General features: G+C 43.0%; 12 protein-coding genes. 4 read left to right on the forward strand and 8 right to left on the reverse strand.

What is annotated here, in order from left to right:
* Positions 1-81: 81 nt before the first annotated feature.
* Positions 82-957 carry a helix-turn-helix transcriptional regulator gene (locus CS948_RS05230; RefSeq protein WP_099290660.1) on the forward strand — a complete coding sequence of 292 codons (876 nt, stop codon included), beginning with the start codon at positions 82-84 and terminating at the stop codon, positions 955-957.
* A 354-nt stretch (positions 958-1,311) separates the two neighbouring features.
* Here the strand turns inward: CS948_RS05230 and CS948_RS05235 are convergent, their stop codons facing one another.
* The gene (locus tag CS948_RS05235) at positions 1,312-2,655 is read right to left on the reverse strand and encodes a site-specific integrase (RefSeq protein WP_099290661.1); all 1,344 of its coding nucleotides are present in this window, start codon (positions 2,653-2,655) and stop codon (positions 1,312-1,314) included.
* A gap of 444 nt (positions 2,656-3,099) precedes the next feature.
* On the opposite strand from CS948_RS05235, the gene CS948_RS05240 reads away from it, so the two are divergent.
* Complete coding sequence (locus tag CS948_RS05240) at positions 3,100-4,068, forward strand: Rpn family recombination-promoting nuclease/putative transposase (RefSeq protein ID WP_099290662.1); 969 nt, start codon at positions 3,100-3,102, stop codon at positions 4,066-4,068.
* 118 nt (positions 4,069-4,186) lie between these two features.
* Here the strand turns inward: CS948_RS05240 and CS948_RS21855 are convergent, their stop codons facing one another.
* A complete protein-coding gene (locus tag CS948_RS21855; RefSeq protein WP_255301864.1) occupies positions 4,187-4,318 on the reverse strand; it encodes a hypothetical protein in 132 nt (43 codons plus the stop codon).
* A 545-nt stretch (positions 4,319-4,863) separates the two neighbouring features.
* On the opposite strand from CS948_RS21855, the gene CS948_RS05245 reads away from it, so the two are divergent.
* Positions 4,864-5,508, forward strand: a complete 645-nt coding sequence (locus tag CS948_RS05245; protein ID WP_099290663.1) for a hypothetical protein — start codon at positions 4,864-4,866, stop codon at positions 5,506-5,508.
* Positions 5,509-5,616: 108 nt separating this feature from the next.
* Entirely contained in the window at positions 5,617-6,258 is a 642-nt protein-coding gene (locus tag CS948_RS05250) for a DUF6266 family protein (RefSeq protein WP_099290664.1), read from the forward strand.
* A gap of 133 nt (positions 6,259-6,391) precedes the next feature.
* Here CS948_RS05250 and CS948_RS05255 read toward each other — a convergent pair whose 3' ends face one another.
* The 6 genes from CS948_RS05255 to CS948_RS05280 form a co-directional block, all read right to left on the reverse strand.
* The gene (locus CS948_RS05255; protein ID WP_099290665.1) at positions 6,392-7,645 is read right to left on the reverse strand and encodes an amidohydrolase family protein; all 1,254 of its coding nucleotides are present in this window, start codon (positions 7,643-7,645) and stop codon (positions 6,392-6,394) included.
* Complete coding sequence (locus tag CS948_RS05260) at positions 7,642-8,730, reverse strand: peroxiredoxin (RefSeq protein WP_099290666.1); 1,089 nt, start codon at positions 8,728-8,730, stop codon at positions 7,642-7,644. Before CS948_RS05260 ends, CS948_RS05255 begins: the two co-directional genes overlap by 4 nt.
* 108 nt (positions 8,731-8,838) lie before the next feature.
* The gene (locus CS948_RS05265) at positions 8,839-10,905 is read right to left on the reverse strand and encodes a hypothetical protein (RefSeq protein ID WP_176554930.1); all 2,067 of its coding nucleotides are present in this window, start codon (positions 10,903-10,905) and stop codon (positions 8,839-8,841) included.
* A 22-nt stretch (positions 10,906-10,927) separates the two neighbouring features.
* A complete protein-coding gene (locus CS948_RS05270) occupies positions 10,928-12,433 on the reverse strand; it encodes a hypothetical protein (RefSeq protein ID WP_099290668.1) in 1,506 nt (501 codons plus the stop codon).
* Between the two features lie 17 nt (positions 12,434-12,450).
* Positions 12,451-13,206 carry a DUF4843 domain-containing protein gene (locus CS948_RS05275; protein ID WP_176554931.1) on the reverse strand — a complete coding sequence of 252 codons (756 nt, stop codon included), beginning with the start codon at positions 13,204-13,206 and terminating at the stop codon, positions 12,451-12,453.
* Between the two features lie 10 nt (positions 13,207-13,216).
* A complete protein-coding gene (locus CS948_RS05280) occupies positions 13,217-14,653 on the reverse strand; it encodes a RagB/SusD family nutrient uptake outer membrane protein (RefSeq protein WP_176554932.1) in 1,437 nt (478 codons plus the stop codon).
* Positions 14,654-14,663: the final 10 nt, after the last annotated feature.

The following is a 14,663-nucleotide window of genomic DNA, read 5'->3' on the forward strand; positions in this document are numbered from 1 at the left end:
TAGTTGAATTATTCAAGATATAGAACAAACCCGTTGTCCGGAAGTAAAACATTTGTAAAACAATCTAATTACCAACACATTATGCACATCTCTAATTTTAATAAACTTTTTGATTGCTATAATCAAGAGCAAGAGAAACAAGTACAGATTATACAAATTAACAAAGGAGAAAAACGAAAGTTATTCACCACGGATAATAAAATTGTATTTTTAATGCAAGGACATCTTCGCCTTATTTTCAATGATTTTCTAAGTCGCAAAACCATGAAAGGAGAAATTCTTTTCCTGCCGGCCGGAAGAACTTATTCATATCTTGCTCTTACCGATACCAGAATGATTATTTTCCGACCGGACACGCCGCTCAAATTACGCGAGAATTTTAGAATAGAAGAACTCCTTATTAATCGGGAAAACAAAGATGATTATCACTCTTACACGAGAAGTTTGATTGGAGTGTTGGATGCAAAGCCACAACTATGGCATTTATCGGAAGAATTAAACGCGTGTATTACAGACGGAATAAAATGCGACTGTTACTTTGATATAAAAACAAAAGAGTTATTATTGATATTGTATATTTACTATTCAAAAGAAGACTTGTATAATTTTTTTTACTCGATACTAAGTCAAGATACTGCATTTTCAGAATACATACGACTCAACTGGAACAAATTCCATTCTGTCAACGAGATGGCCAAATCAATGAACTTGACACACAAACAATTTTACAAACGATTTATTTCCATGTTCGGGCAAACACCCCAACAATGGATGAAAGAATCCCGCGCAAGCAGTATCCTTAAAGAATTAATCTTCACTTCAAAGTTAATCAAGCAAATAGCGAATGAAAACAGTTTTAGCTCAGAGCCACAATTTACTCGATTTTGTAAAAGACAACTAGGAAAAACCCCAACCCAAATCCGTAAAGAAAATATTACATCCAAAAGAGGAAATTGACAAAAGAAAGTCAAACATTGGTAAGTGTTATGTAAAAAAAACACACTACTTTTGCTACGATCAAGTGGCAAGAGAAAAACACCCCTCCGGCACTTGGTAAGTGTCAGAGTTTTTATAAGCTCGTATCCATATTATATACTGATACAAAGTTAACAAAAAAAATTACAAAACTGCTATTTTCATTTTATTATTCTCATGTACCTCCCATCCACTCAAGCAGAACTTCATGTACCGTAAACTTTCTATTTGATGGACACGACAAATTCGACCACTGCTTTCCCGGAAACAGAGGCAAAGAAAATACAATCAAGAAACTCGAATACTATGACATTATACTTCGTCACAAATTATTCGCTAATAACTAAGTCTATAGTTCGTTTGCAAAAGAGATTTTGGGATTAACGTTCTTTCAATTTGTTCGGGTACATGAGAACTGACAATATGTGCTATCAATTCACCGGTAGCATCCAACACGGAATTATCCAGCGAATCCAAATAAATAAGAGTTGTATGTTCGGAAGTATGCCCCAGACATTCACTAATAACCCTTATGGGTACATTCTCTTTCTTGGCAATAGTAGCCCAAGAATGGCGCGTCCAATGCGTACTTATCTGCTTTTTTATTCCTACCATAACACTCAATCTTTTAAGTCGGCTATTCTGTAAGCGAAGGGCGGTCTCGTATTGCAAATATGGAGGGCGCCCACTGCTCTCCTTGATTATAGGGAAAACGTAATGAGAACCTTGTACTTCTGTAGAGAAGCTATCCAGAATCTCCTGCATCTTAGCCGTTATCTTTATTTCCATCTGCTGACCGGTTTTCTTTCGCACATAACGTATAAAACCACCCCGGATATTCTCTTTCCGGAGATAAACCATATCCACGAAACTCATGCCTCGGGCATAAAAACAAAATTCAAAATAGCGTTGGGCGCGATAAAGATTTTCCGCGATTCGATACTCCTTGCTTCCCGTTTTTTTATTCGCAAGCAGATTCTCAAAATCAAGATTATATAGCTTCTGAATTTCATCCAATGCAAGAGCCCGTTTCATCGTTTTGGTTATTCCTTTGTACACGCTTATAAAAGGACATTCTTTAGCTTTAGGGATAAGTTTATCAGCGACAGCCTTATTATAGATTGCCCGAAGGTTACGCATATAATAAGACACGGTATTAGGTAATCTACCCGTATCTTTCAAGTGTTTCTCAAAATCCCTGATCAGGCAGGCATTTATTTGTCTCAATGGGATATCCTTCCCTTTATTAAATCTGACTAACCCTCTGGTAACAGTCCGGTAAGCTCTGGCTGTCCGGTATTGTCCTCTTTTTTCCAATCTATCAGCCAAAATTTGAGTAAATCTCAATATTTTACCATCATCAATGTGCTGACGACACCGACACAAAAGGTCATCCACCGAATATCGCCCCTGCTTTTCAAGAACAAGCAAATGATGGTTCAACATTTCTACCCCATCATGAATTTTACTTTCCAACGCTCCCAAGTACTTTACCCGACGCGAATCGCTTTCAGGATAAACGATTTGTTGAGTTTCTCTATCCCATTCTTCCGGGTAAAGGCGAAATCCTCTTAACGTGACAGTTTTTACTCGACGTTCATGAATTAGACGAACAGCCAGACTTCCCGGGTGGCGACCTTCACGAGCAGAAGGACGCAACACAAAATTTATGCTTGTCATACTGTTATATTATTGATATTTTATCGTAAATAATACATTCCGAAATTACCAACGGGAATAAAATCCGATAACTTCTTATATGCAAATTAAGGCATCATTCGTGTATAAAACAAATATATAGACTAACAATAACACAAAGTATAGTCCAACATTAGATTTATTCAAGTATTCAATGTTTTTTTAAGCTATTTTTCATCTAAAACAAGCTATCCCTTGGAAAATTATTCATCAATTGCAATGAGAATTTCGACACAAGCATTGTAATTTCTGTCCGTTTACTCATGTTCTTTGAAGATTCACAATAGAAGTGCAATCTTCACCTCTTTCCTGATTTTCGTGCCGACCACCACCCGCAAATCGGTTTATCCCAAAAGTTCTCCGACGGTATTTATATTTTTCAAAAAGAAAACCTTAACTTTGTAAAACATCAAATGCATTAACGCCATGGGCAACAAAGACAGGTATATCCGTTTCGACTGGGCAATCAAGCGATTGCTGCGCAACAAGGCAAATTTCGGGGTGCTGGAAGGTTTTCTGACCGTGTTACTCAACAAGGAGATACACATTCTCGATATTTTGGAGAGCGAGGGAAACCAGCAGAACGAAGACGACAAGTTCAACCGTGTAGACATCAAGGCTCGGGATCGGGACGACGATATTATCATCATCGAAGTACAAATCACACGGGAACTGTATTACTTGGAACGAATCCTGTACGGTGTGGCAAAAGCCATCACCGAACACATAGAACTTGGACACATCTACTCGGAAGTAAAAAAGGTATACTCGGTCAGCATACTTTATTTCGACATCGGGAAAGGAGATGACTACCTGTATCACGGGCAAAACATCTTCACCGGGGTACACACGGGGGATTTCTTACAAGTAACGTCAAAAGAGAAAAATGCCCTGGTACGAAGACTTCCGGCAGAAATCTTCCCCGAGTATTTTTTAATTCGGGTAAATGAATTTGACAAAGTTGCAGTAACCCCGCTGGAAGAGTGGATCGATTACCTCAAGAGCGGATACATCCGCCCGGACACGAAAGCCCCGGGATTGGAAGAAGCCCGCCGAAAACTAGTCTACTACAACATGGATGCAGCCGAACGGGAGGCTTACGATCGTCATATCGATGCCATTATGATCCAAAACGATGTATTGAATACAGCTAAACTGGAAGGACTCACAGAGGGATTTACCGAGGGACGGGCGAAAGGATTAGCGGAAGGATTAGCGGAAGGATTAGCGGAAGGACGCACGGAAGGATTAGCAGAAGGATTAGCAGAAGGATTAGCAGAAGGAGAAATGAGAGAACGGATCAAAATGGCAGGACAAGCCATGAAAATGGGTATGTCGGTCGAGGATATTGCAAAACTCACGGGACTCACGAGAGAAGAAATTGAAAAATTGTAATCAAAAAATGATTTACATATTTGATTCGTTTTTGGAAACGGGTAATGCAATCAAGATTATTTTTATACTATACACTCGACGAGAGAGCTTCACGAATTAACTTATCAACATTAGCCCCTTAAAGAAAGGGGGGAAGTGTCCACCTTCCCCCCGCCGCCGTCTTGAATTGAATTGGTTGCATTTGGCGGTCGCTGTCTTGCTTGTACAACACCACTCGTACATCACAGACAATCAGATCAAAAACTATCATTACTAAATATTTTGAGCATAAAAAAAACGCACCCGCTTAATCTCACTGCTCCCCCCGGTGGAACGATCGGAACAGTTCAATTAAGACGGGTACGTATATCTAATACGTACCACGTCTCTCCAAAGATACTCGATCGTTCCACCGGGAGAGTATCTATGGTGGTAGTACATTTAAAAGTTCTAAACTCTATCGAGCGAAATCTCCATCGCTCGTGTGACAAAGGTATAAATAAATTCATAAAAAGTACAACACACCTCTAAATACTTTAAATATCGAATATTTTCAGGTATTTACTCCCCTTATGTCCCCGACAAACCGGGGTTTTCCTATACTGTTAAGCGATTAAAAGGCGACAGTTGGCTGACAAATAGGCGGCATCGCCCACTATTCACCTACTCCTCGCCCACTCTTCGCCCACGTTTTAACAAACATTAATCTTATTTGGCTTGACAAAGGCTCCCGCCGGCAGTACCTTTGATTTACTTGCGAAAAAGCAAGCGGGACAGAACGGTAGGGTATTAGGTTACATTTAAAATTTAACAACCATGGTAGAAATTAAATCAGGAGCACTTCTCGGCGCCCACGGGCGTTACCAAGGGATGGTGATATTCCAAAAAGGCAAAAAAACGTACGGGAGAGCATTGCCCTCGTACGACGGAAACGCGGACTCTCCCTCGCGGAAAGTCCAAAACGCACGACTCGCGGCAGCCGTCACTCATTATCAAACGATAAAGGAAACGTTTCTTTATCACGCGTGGCGCATGGAAGCTACCCGCCGGGAGGTGATCTCGGGGTACAACCTATTCCTCAAGGAAAACATCAAAGCGTACAACACGGATTACACCGTGGGAGATTTCAGACTGCTGACGCTGATACCGGGAGCCCTTCAGGTTCCTTTCCGGATGCAGCAACAGGAAGCCCCAGCAGGCGTGCTTTCCATCACGTGGGAAGCCTCCCCGTGGGTCAGCCGCCAGAGAAACAAGGATACGTTCATGCTCGCCGTGATCTATGACGACGAACCCTTTCGCGTGGAAATTATCGAGAACACGGGCATCACCCGCCTCGACGGAACTGCAACCATTCCGCTCGCCAAAGCGGGCGCCGGAAAAGCCCACGTCTACGCCTTCTTCACGAACGAGGCAAGAGACGCCTTCACGAACAACGTGTATTTCAACGTGAAACTGGAATAACCCGTTCCCGACGAAACACGACAAAGACTCAATCATCCGGCAGTCCGCTTGCAGGGCGGACTGCCGGATGACAATCACACCTTTTTTTCAAACTTAAAACATAATCTTATGGCAATATTTGATTCACATCTTTTCGATAACGCCTCGGGTTCGGTAGGGAACGTCACCATGTGCCGCTTCAGGAACCGGAACGTGGTAAAAGCTAAAATCAGCTTCAAAAGCAAGAAGCAAAGCACCGCGCAACGAGTGCAACAGGCTCGCTTCAGCATCTTATCCGCTCTGGCACGCTATTTTTGCCCGGCAGTTCAGGCCGGCTTCCCGGGAAAATCATATTCCGAAGCCCGCACCCTCTTCATCGGGATGAACCAGAAAAGCGTGGAAATCGACGAGGAAACGCTCGCCGCCACGGTACACCGGGAACGCCTCACTTTCTCCAAAGGGAACCTGACACCTCCCGCGGTGGAAGTAACCATACATCACGAGAACCGGGAAGTTCACGTGAAATGGCAACGGCAAGCCCTTTCGCCCGTGGCAAAAGACGCGGATGACATCACCCTCGTTCTCTTCGACACGGCAACACAAAAATCCCGTGTTTACCCCCTAGGCAAACGGGGAACGCCCGGAGAAACGGCATTCCCGCTGCACAAGAAATTTACCCCCGGGAACACGCTCGCCTATGCCTTCGCCCACTCCTCCGTCAATGACAGGGCTTCCCGGAGTATTTTCATCGAGGTGAGGCACAAATCATAGACGCAAAACATGGGATTTAATGCCTCCTCTCCCCCTTCCCGACGTATACCCTCGTGATAACAGGCACAGGAGGCAAGATATAAAGAACAAAGCGACAAAATAGCTTTCCTCATCATTTCATGTTTTGTAACTTTCACTCTCCGAGAATTTTTCCCCGCTTCATCACCATCTGAATATTCCGCAACTCCTTGATATTATCATACGGGTTGCCGTTCAGCACGAGTAAATCCGCTTGCATTCCGGTTTCCACCGCTCCCGCTTTATCGGCGATGCCCAGCACTTCCGCGGCGACTCTCGTGACAGAGAAAATTGCTTCCATGGGATAGAAATCACATTTCTCCACGTAGAGATCAAGTTCGTCGAACAGAAAAGGAAAGGGGCGGTTCAAATCGTTGATATAGTCTGTTCCGGCACAAATTTTCACGCCGATTTGACGTGCTCTCTTTACAAAACGTACCGACCAATCCATTTTGTTCTCCATGCACAGGAAAAGAGTCGGGTCAAAAATCAACCCTTTCGCTTTCACCGTCTGCAAGAAACGCTCCACGGACATATTCTCGTGGTCGATCTTATCGTAATATTTCTCGTAATTCTCGAATATTTTACCGCTCAACCCTTCCGAAACGCCTTCCCATTCCAACATATACGCGTGAGAGATCACCTGCACCCCGGCATCTGCCACATCCCACGGTTTAGCGGGAAACAACGTGGCGTGTCCCCATACTTGCAACCCATGTTCCTTGGCTTTCCGCACGATCGGCAACAAAGCCTCCCGGTCGAATCCACCGTAAATCTTCACCCCCGTGCACCCCCACTCTTTTGCTTCCCGCATGGCTTTATCCAAATCGTCACCGGGACGGAGGCATTGCATCCACGGGGCGAAGGGCTCTGCCCATCCTTCCACCATACTTTTCTCCCGATCGTTACCCTCGAAATAGGCGGGACCCGCCATGAAGGCTGCATAATAAATGTCCGGTCCTATATATTTCCCTTGCTCCACGCCTTCCTTTAAATCTTTTAACACACGGGCATCCCCGGCAGCATCCCGGATAGAAGTTATACCGTGACGCAAGAAATATTCCAGATGTTTTGCCCGGTCTGCCTGTGTTTCCTTGGGATCATTGGCAATATGCACGTGAGCATCTATCAATCCCGGCATCACGTACTTTCCTGTCATATCCTTCACTTCCCCGTCAATCCCACTTCCCGCGTTCTTCCCGACAGCTTGAATATACCCGCCTTTCACCACGATATCAACACCCTCGCGGATATTTCCCTCCACGACATCGACAACATTCGTGTTTTTCAAAATAATCGCTTTCTCTTGAGCCGTCCCGTTCAGCCACAACACAAACAGTACGGCAAACAAGCCACATATCTTTCTCATGATTTTTTCTCTTTTATGATTTTTCGGATTTGTTCCAAATCGGGATTCTTCAACACGATATTCCCCTCCGGATCTATCAGGTAAACCGTCGGAACCTGCTCTACCTTATAAGCGTCACGCACCCGACTATTCTCGAAACCGTCACTATCTATCAGCTGTACCCACGATACCCCATCTTCTTTCAAAGCCTGCAACCAAAGCTCTTTCTTGCTATCCAGCGACACTGAAATTACCTCTAGCCCGCCTTCCCGTAATTCCGGGTATTGCTTATTCAATTCTTTGTTCTTTTTTCTACATGGCGCACACCACGAAGCCCAGAAGTCCAACAACACGTATTTTCCCCGGAAAGCCGCCAATTGTATTTTCTGCCCTTCCGCATCGGGCAATTCAAATTCAGGTGCTTTCCCTGTCAACTGCTTCGCTTTCATTTTCTCGTACAACTCAAAAATACGTTCCCGCATATCACTTTCCGGTCCGCCATTCCCCAATGCCTCTACCGCCCGGGTAAAAAACTCGAAATCCACCTCACAATAAAAAAGAATGTCATGTACCAGATTTTGGGCAATCTCTGTTCCCGCGAATCTCCGTACTCCTTCCAGCAATACATTATTTTTGTACTTGAACTTTTTATCCAGCATTTCCGAGATCATTGCTTTCCGGTGAATATCGGTAATCGTATCGTATCCTTGGCATGAATTCTCGTAATCCCGATTCAACTCATCCAGTTTCTTTTGCAATTCCACGTATTCGTTCTGCAAGGATGCCCCTTCCGAAAGCGCGTAATACCGCTCGTTCGATTCGACCAGCACGTAACGTATCTCTTCCGTGTACAACGGTATCCGAAGATAATCCTTCGGGAAGTTTATCAACACGACCTTTTTCAACGGAATATTCCCCGCTAACGAGAACGTTCCGTCCTCCCGAATGGGAGCCGCGATCAAATATTCTCCCCGTCGGGCATCGGGCATCGTGATTTCAACACTATCACTTCTCCATTGTTTCTCGATCTCACCCGATATCTGTACGGATTCCTGTTTACACCCCAACAAAACGAACAAGAATCCGAAATACACTAATCTCCCCATAACAAATTGATTTGATTTATTCAAAAAGGAGTGTCCATAAGGCCAGTAGCAAACTCTGACCTTACAGACTTTTGACTATCCTCCTAAATATACATATACTAAAACAATTTACGGCACATTCGTGAAGCCGTAACCATCTTGTTGCTTGTAAATGTTAGTTTCCGGGTATAACTTTTTCCACACGGCAGATGATAAAACCCCGGCGGGAATTTCTCCCGTCATCCTGTTATTTATCAATTTCAATCCGCCGTATCCCAAGTTCATCTTCGCCAATTCAACAGGAATCGTTCCGGTGATATTATTGTCATTTAACATCAAATAACTCAATGCGGTACAATCTCCCAACTCGGCGGGTAATGTTCCGGACAGCAAGTTATTGTTTATATACAAATTCCGTAACTTCGTCATAGTAGAAATACCATTCAAAGTTCCTTCCAACTGATTGTTTGCAAGATAAACATCCGTCAAAGCCGGACTGAACTCGCTCAAATTAATCTCTCCGGACAGTTGATTATTCTCCAATCTCAAAGTCTGTAATTCCGGCAAGTTCCTTAACCAAGAAAGATTACCCGAGAATGAATTATAACTTGCTTCCAGTTTCTTCAACTTCGTCAACCCGAAGAAAACATCAGCAGCTACACCTTGGATACCGGACTTTCCGGACGCTCCCGTTAGATTCAACTCCTCTAAACCGGATAAAGTAGATATCACGGCAGGCAATTGCGTCAACCCCGTATAAGGCATAGTCAGCTTTTTCAAACCTGTCATTTGTCCGATTCCGTCCGGCAAAGAAGTTAATGCCTCACAATGGCTCAAATCAATTGATGTCACCCCGGTTAAACTACCGATACTCTCCGGCAAAGCCTCCAAAGAAGTACATTCATAGAAATTCAACGACGTCAATTTAGTCAGATTGCCAAAACTTTCCGGAATCTCTTTCAATAATTTACAACCTCTTAAAGTCAAGCTACTTATCTGCAGATTCCCGAAATCACTTGACAGGCGCTCCAACCACTCGCAATTGGATAAATCCAATGTTGTCAATTTACTCAAATTACCAAAACCTTCGGGCAGCTCTTTCAATACTTTACAACCGGATAAAGTCAAACTTGTCAAATTCACCAACTTACTAAAACTTGTTCCTAAAGAAGCCAAAGATTGACACCCTCTCAAATCCAACGCGGTAAGATTCTCTGCCAATTCTCCGATATCATCCGGCAAGCTATAAATATTCGTTCCGGCAAGGCTCAACGACTTCAAACTTTTCATCTTGGAAATCCCCGTCGGTAAATCCCCGATCAAATACATCGTGGAAAGATTTAATTCTTCCAATGCCGGCAAAGTATAGAACCCGGCAAACGATTCTATCGGTACTTTCAATGCAGCAGGTTTAAACACCTTTAATGAAAGCATGGAAGACATATCATTCGGCAGGAACCATTCCGTTCCATCGGAAAAATTCACGTCCAGCGTTTCCAATTTCCGCAAATTAATCAAACTGTTCGGGCACTTGTACACTTTTCCCATTCCCCCGACTTTCAAAGACCTCAATTCTCGTAAATTTCCAATCTCGTTAGCCAGATCTCCACTCAATTTAAAATCATTCAACGATAAGCCGACAATCCGTTGTTCTCCTTCTATTTCTTCCAATATCACGCCCGTCCATTCGGTCATCGGTTTTTTCGTATTCCAAGGCTTCATCCAGTCCTCACCCTTCAGCGCTTTATACACGGCAAGCATTGCCAAGCTATCGGTTCTCCGGTTATATTTCGACTCGTAGGTAAACTGTTTCACGTACACGGTGTCAACTTTCCCGGTATTTTCTTGACGAACAATCAGTTTACAAAAACGCTCCTCCATCCCCTCGTTCACTCTCAACGTTACGCCAACAACGGCATTTCCCTCATCGCCTGATTTAGGCTCGTAATCCAACAGCCAAGATGTTTCTTTCTCCGGCTCCACACTCCACTTTCCCCCGATAGCACGCAACTCGAATCCTTGAGCATTCCCGAAAGCGTCTATCAGAATCTCGTTATTCAACAATTTCAACCCGGGAGTCATGTCTTCCGGTACAACCGGGTCGGGAATATCCTTGAAGTTATAATCCTCACAAGATGAAAATATCCAAAGCGACATGATGCCCAATAGCATCCAACTGATAATATATCGTTTCATAATCTCCATTATTAATATTTTCTTACTTAATCTTATAAAGTAATGCCACCGGCTCATCAGAGATCCCCTCGTATTTATTTACCAAGGCTCCCGTATCCGCGTCATAGATATACAACGACCCCTTGTACTCGCCTTCCCGATCCGGATTGTAAGTGGCAATATAGAATTGTTTCTGCCGCGAATAATCTTGATATTCTGCATCACTAACGCTTCGGGAACACTGGTAATGATTCATACAACGCACTTCTTCTCCATCAGGCAAGGTGATAAAAGGATTCGCCTCCAAATCATGTTGGGTATAGAACCATTTGTATACCTTATTCCCATTGGAAACAAAAGCACAAGAGTAATAATCATTCGGTAATATCTGTGAATCTTCCGTAACTATACCTTCCCGGATCGGACGTTCAAAAAGTACCCAAAGACCTCCTCCTCCTGCAAAATTGTACATCATAGCTTTAACACCCGTGATGACAGTTTGCCCTCCCGTGCGATTGATCACGTAGACATCATTACCGTCCGTTGATTCATTCTGAAACAATTTGACTACATACCTGCCTTTAAAATAATCAAAACAGTCCTGATAAGAGAAAAAAGGATCGTACCCGTTCGCACCATTCCAACACACGGCATCCCGGTCTTTACCGATAAATACTCTCGTCATGCTATTCTTCCAGCTCGGACGATCATAAGCATCCGTGTACACGGTTTCTTTCGGAAGACCGGGAAAGGGGAATATCGCCTGTTGATCCGTCTGTACCATCGCAACACCCCCATTTTTGGAAACAACTTCAAACTCTCTGCTAAAATTACCGTCATAAGCCATTAATCTCCCCGGCAGAAAATCCAAAGCGTAATATTTAAAATCATATTCATACACTTTCTTGAATGTTTTAGCATCTATCTGGAGCATTTTTTGTGACGTCCCATGCAAAATATACAAAAACTTTCCCACCTTATCCACGTCCACGGGATCCATAAACAATTCCTCCCCCTCGTTCGCGTAAGCATAAGCATTCTGCATAAACGTCGGTTGCATTCCTTGTTCTATTTCTTCAGGTGTAAGAGTTTTCATGAAAGCAATACTCCCTTTCCCGTCCGGGCGACGTCCTAGAATGGTATATCCCTCTTCAAACTGGGAATTCACAAAAACATGGTAATATTTGATCGTGCTTCCATCCTCGCTAGTTACCACTTGCCGCAGGTGATAGTGTCCCAAATCACGTACCACATAACTCAAGTCTTTTTCTTTAGAGATATTCTTGAAAACTGTCATAGACTCGCCCGTTTGCGAATCCATCGAGTAAAGTCCCATATCCCACTGGTAAGTTAACGCGTCGGTTTCACACTCTATATCTCCTTTAATTTCCAATGTATTATTGAAATAGATATTGATCGAATCTTTTGCCGTTTGATTAATTTTCACCTCGATAATCGGTTGATCCGCCAATTTTGAATTATCATCATAACATGCCTGTAAGCCGCACAAGATGACAATCATGCTCCATATATATTTTATCTTGTTCATAATATCCTATTTTTCAATCATTCATACTCTGTTGTTGCCGGATCCGGTAACTTGTAATGATCATCTCCGGATTGGATATAATACTCGTACATGGGAGTATAAACATGTTGTTTAAAGAAACCCAGATAAACATAGGTCGTCAACAGGTACTCGAATCGATCATGCGCCGTGTTATCCAGATACTCGCCCCATTTGGAAACGATATCATCATAAAGCACGGGGAGTGATTCTTTCGTGGCATGGAAATATTTGATAAACAGAATCAATTTATCCTGATTATATGTTCCTAAACGATCAGGACGCCACCATTCCGGCTGCTCTAAACTGATATCCCCAAAAAACACGACACATCTCGTCCTGTTCGTCGGTATATAATCGTCATTCGCTTCCAAATTCAAGTAGAGCTTGTACTGGATGTCTTTCACTAGATTGTCTCTCTTGAAATCCAATTTAATAGCAGCCGTCACCGAATCTTTCATGAAAACTTGAATCTCGTCCATATCATAATGGACACCCAGTTTAGCAGTCGAATTACGGATATCAGCACTTACTTTGAACTCCACGTCTTGGTCAAAATTCGCCAACCCAATCAAACTAATCGGGACTTCGAGATCGACATCTTTATCTTCTCTTGGTCCATACTGGAAAAAGAAGGAATCCCTATCGAAATAAATCTTATTTGTCAACGACGTGTTATATAATTGATAGTCATCATCCGTGCACGAAAATAATGCCCCGAATAACAATATGGCAATAATATATATCTTTTTCATAACATTCAAATTAATCTCTGTATTCATATTCACTATCAGGCACGGGGAACACGTAAATATCCTTTGAAGGTTGGAAAGTCTGGTCAGTAATCGCCTCATATATAGACATATTATAATGTTTCAATATCTGGAACCACTGTCCCTCACAAACCAATTCTTTCCGCCTGTCATTATTGATATTCATACGAGTCACAACGACCATCCCATCCCCCTTGTTAAAACCATTTAAACCACGGGCACGCACGACCTTATCCAAATAGGTGGCAGCTGTTTCCATGTCGGACTGCAATAAATAGTATTCAGCCACGATATAGTACAATTCCGGCAAACGAATCATATTAATACCGCTCAATTTCGTCACGGGACGCGTATTCAGACGCACCTTGAAACGATCGACCACTTTCATACACCGCAATCCCTCGGCACCATGATCGGACAAGGTCTGAAACCATTTATCCAAGCGATAATCGAACCCGTCCTGATCTATTTCATAAATATCACGATAATCCGGTTTGGGATCATAAGAAAGATTTCCTCCGCTAGAGTAAAGAACATCACGGGTAAAATTCGGAAATTCTTCTGAATACAATCCCCAAATTGTTTCCTTATCGGAAATCACTCCATTCATAATATCCTCGACATCAGTCTTCGCCTCCATAGAGAAATAGGGAGCTTCTATTACCTTCATGGCATAATTTTTAGCCGTTTCCAGATCTCCTTTCTCCCAATACACTCGTGCCAAGAGTGCTTGCACCGCATACAGATTCATGTGAATCACCCGGTCTTTCACGAATCCTCCGGCATTCTCATCCGTCCGGTCAAAATATTCGCCATGTTCCGCTAATAATCTCTCCGCCTCCTTAAAGTCCCGGATAATCTTATTGTACGATTCACTGATCGGGTCAAACGGGGTAACCTGATAAGAATATTTCTCCCGGTACGGAATACCCGTCGCGTTCGGGTTCTGGATAATACTCTCCGAGAACAAGCGCAACAATTCGAAATGCATGAAAGCTCTCAATCCCAAGCCTTCAGCCTTATACACGTTATACAAGGCAAATTCGGAAGGATCACGTTCCGCCAAATTCTCCAGCATGTTATTCACGTAAGAAATCCCCCTGTACATTGATATCCATATCGTATCAATTTCGGGACGCACCTCCATGTGTTTATAATTATACAATCGTAACTCGTTTGACCAGTGTTTATCCCATCTGCCTGAAAAATACTGCCCCACGACATCCACCAACCCGTAAGTCATATTCTTCCCGTACAACGGCTCTCTCGCCAGAAAAGAATAAACACCGTAAATAGCTTCCTCGAAACCTTCGGCGGTTTCAAACAGTTTGTTATTCACAATCTCTCCCGTCGGCTTGACATCCAAGAAATCATCACAGGAAAAGCAAGCGATCAACAGGATAAACAATATATATTTCAATCTTTTCATAACCATATTT

Origin of the sequence: Butyricimonas sp. Marseille-P3923, from assembly GCF_900184685.1 — a bacterium.
Taxonomy (GTDB): domain Bacteria; phylum Bacteroidota; class Bacteroidia; order Bacteroidales; family Marinifilaceae; genus Butyricimonas; species Butyricimonas muris.

Coding starts and splice junctions, on each gene's coding strand:
- CS948_RS05230 (WP_099290660.1), top strand. CDS start 82: ATGCACATCTCTAATTTTAATAAACTTTTTGATTGCTATAATCAAGAG.
- CS948_RS05260 (WP_099290666.1), bottom strand. CDS start 8,730: ATGGGGAGATTAGTGTATTTCGGATTCTTGTTCGTTTTGTTGGGGTGT.
- CS948_RS05240 (WP_099290662.1), top strand. CDS start 3,100: ATGGGCAACAAAGACAGGTATATCCGTTTCGACTGGGCAATCAAGCGA.
- CS948_RS21855 (WP_255301864.1), bottom strand. CDS start 4,318: ATGATAGTTTTTGATCTGATTGTCTGTGATGTACGAGTGGTGTTGTAC.
- CS948_RS05270 (WP_099290668.1), bottom strand. CDS start 12,433: ATGAACAAGATAAAATATATATGGAGCATGATTGTCATCTTGTGCGGC.
- CS948_RS05250 (WP_099290664.1), top strand. CDS start 5,617: ATGGCAATATTTGATTCACATCTTTTCGATAACGCCTCGGGTTCGGTA.
- CS948_RS05275 (WP_176554931.1), bottom strand. CDS start 13,206: ATGAAAAAGATATATATTATTGCCATATTGTTATTCGGGGCATTATTT.
- CS948_RS05265 (WP_176554930.1), bottom strand. CDS start 10,905: ATGAAACGATATATTATCAGTTGGATGCTATTGGGCATCATGTCGCTT.
- CS948_RS05235 (WP_099290661.1), bottom strand. CDS start 2,655: ATGACAAGCATAAATTTTGTGTTGCGTCCTTCTGCTCGTGAAGGTCGC.
- CS948_RS05255 (WP_099290665.1), bottom strand. CDS start 7,645: ATGAGAAAGATATGTGGCTTGTTTGCCGTACTGTTTGTGTTGTGGCTG.
- CS948_RS05280 (WP_176554932.1), bottom strand. CDS start 14,653: ATGAAAAGATTGAAATATATATTGTTTATCCTGTTGATCGCTTGCTTT.
- CS948_RS05245 (WP_099290663.1), top strand. CDS start 4,864: ATGGTAGAAATTAAATCAGGAGCACTTCTCGGCGCCCACGGGCGTTAC.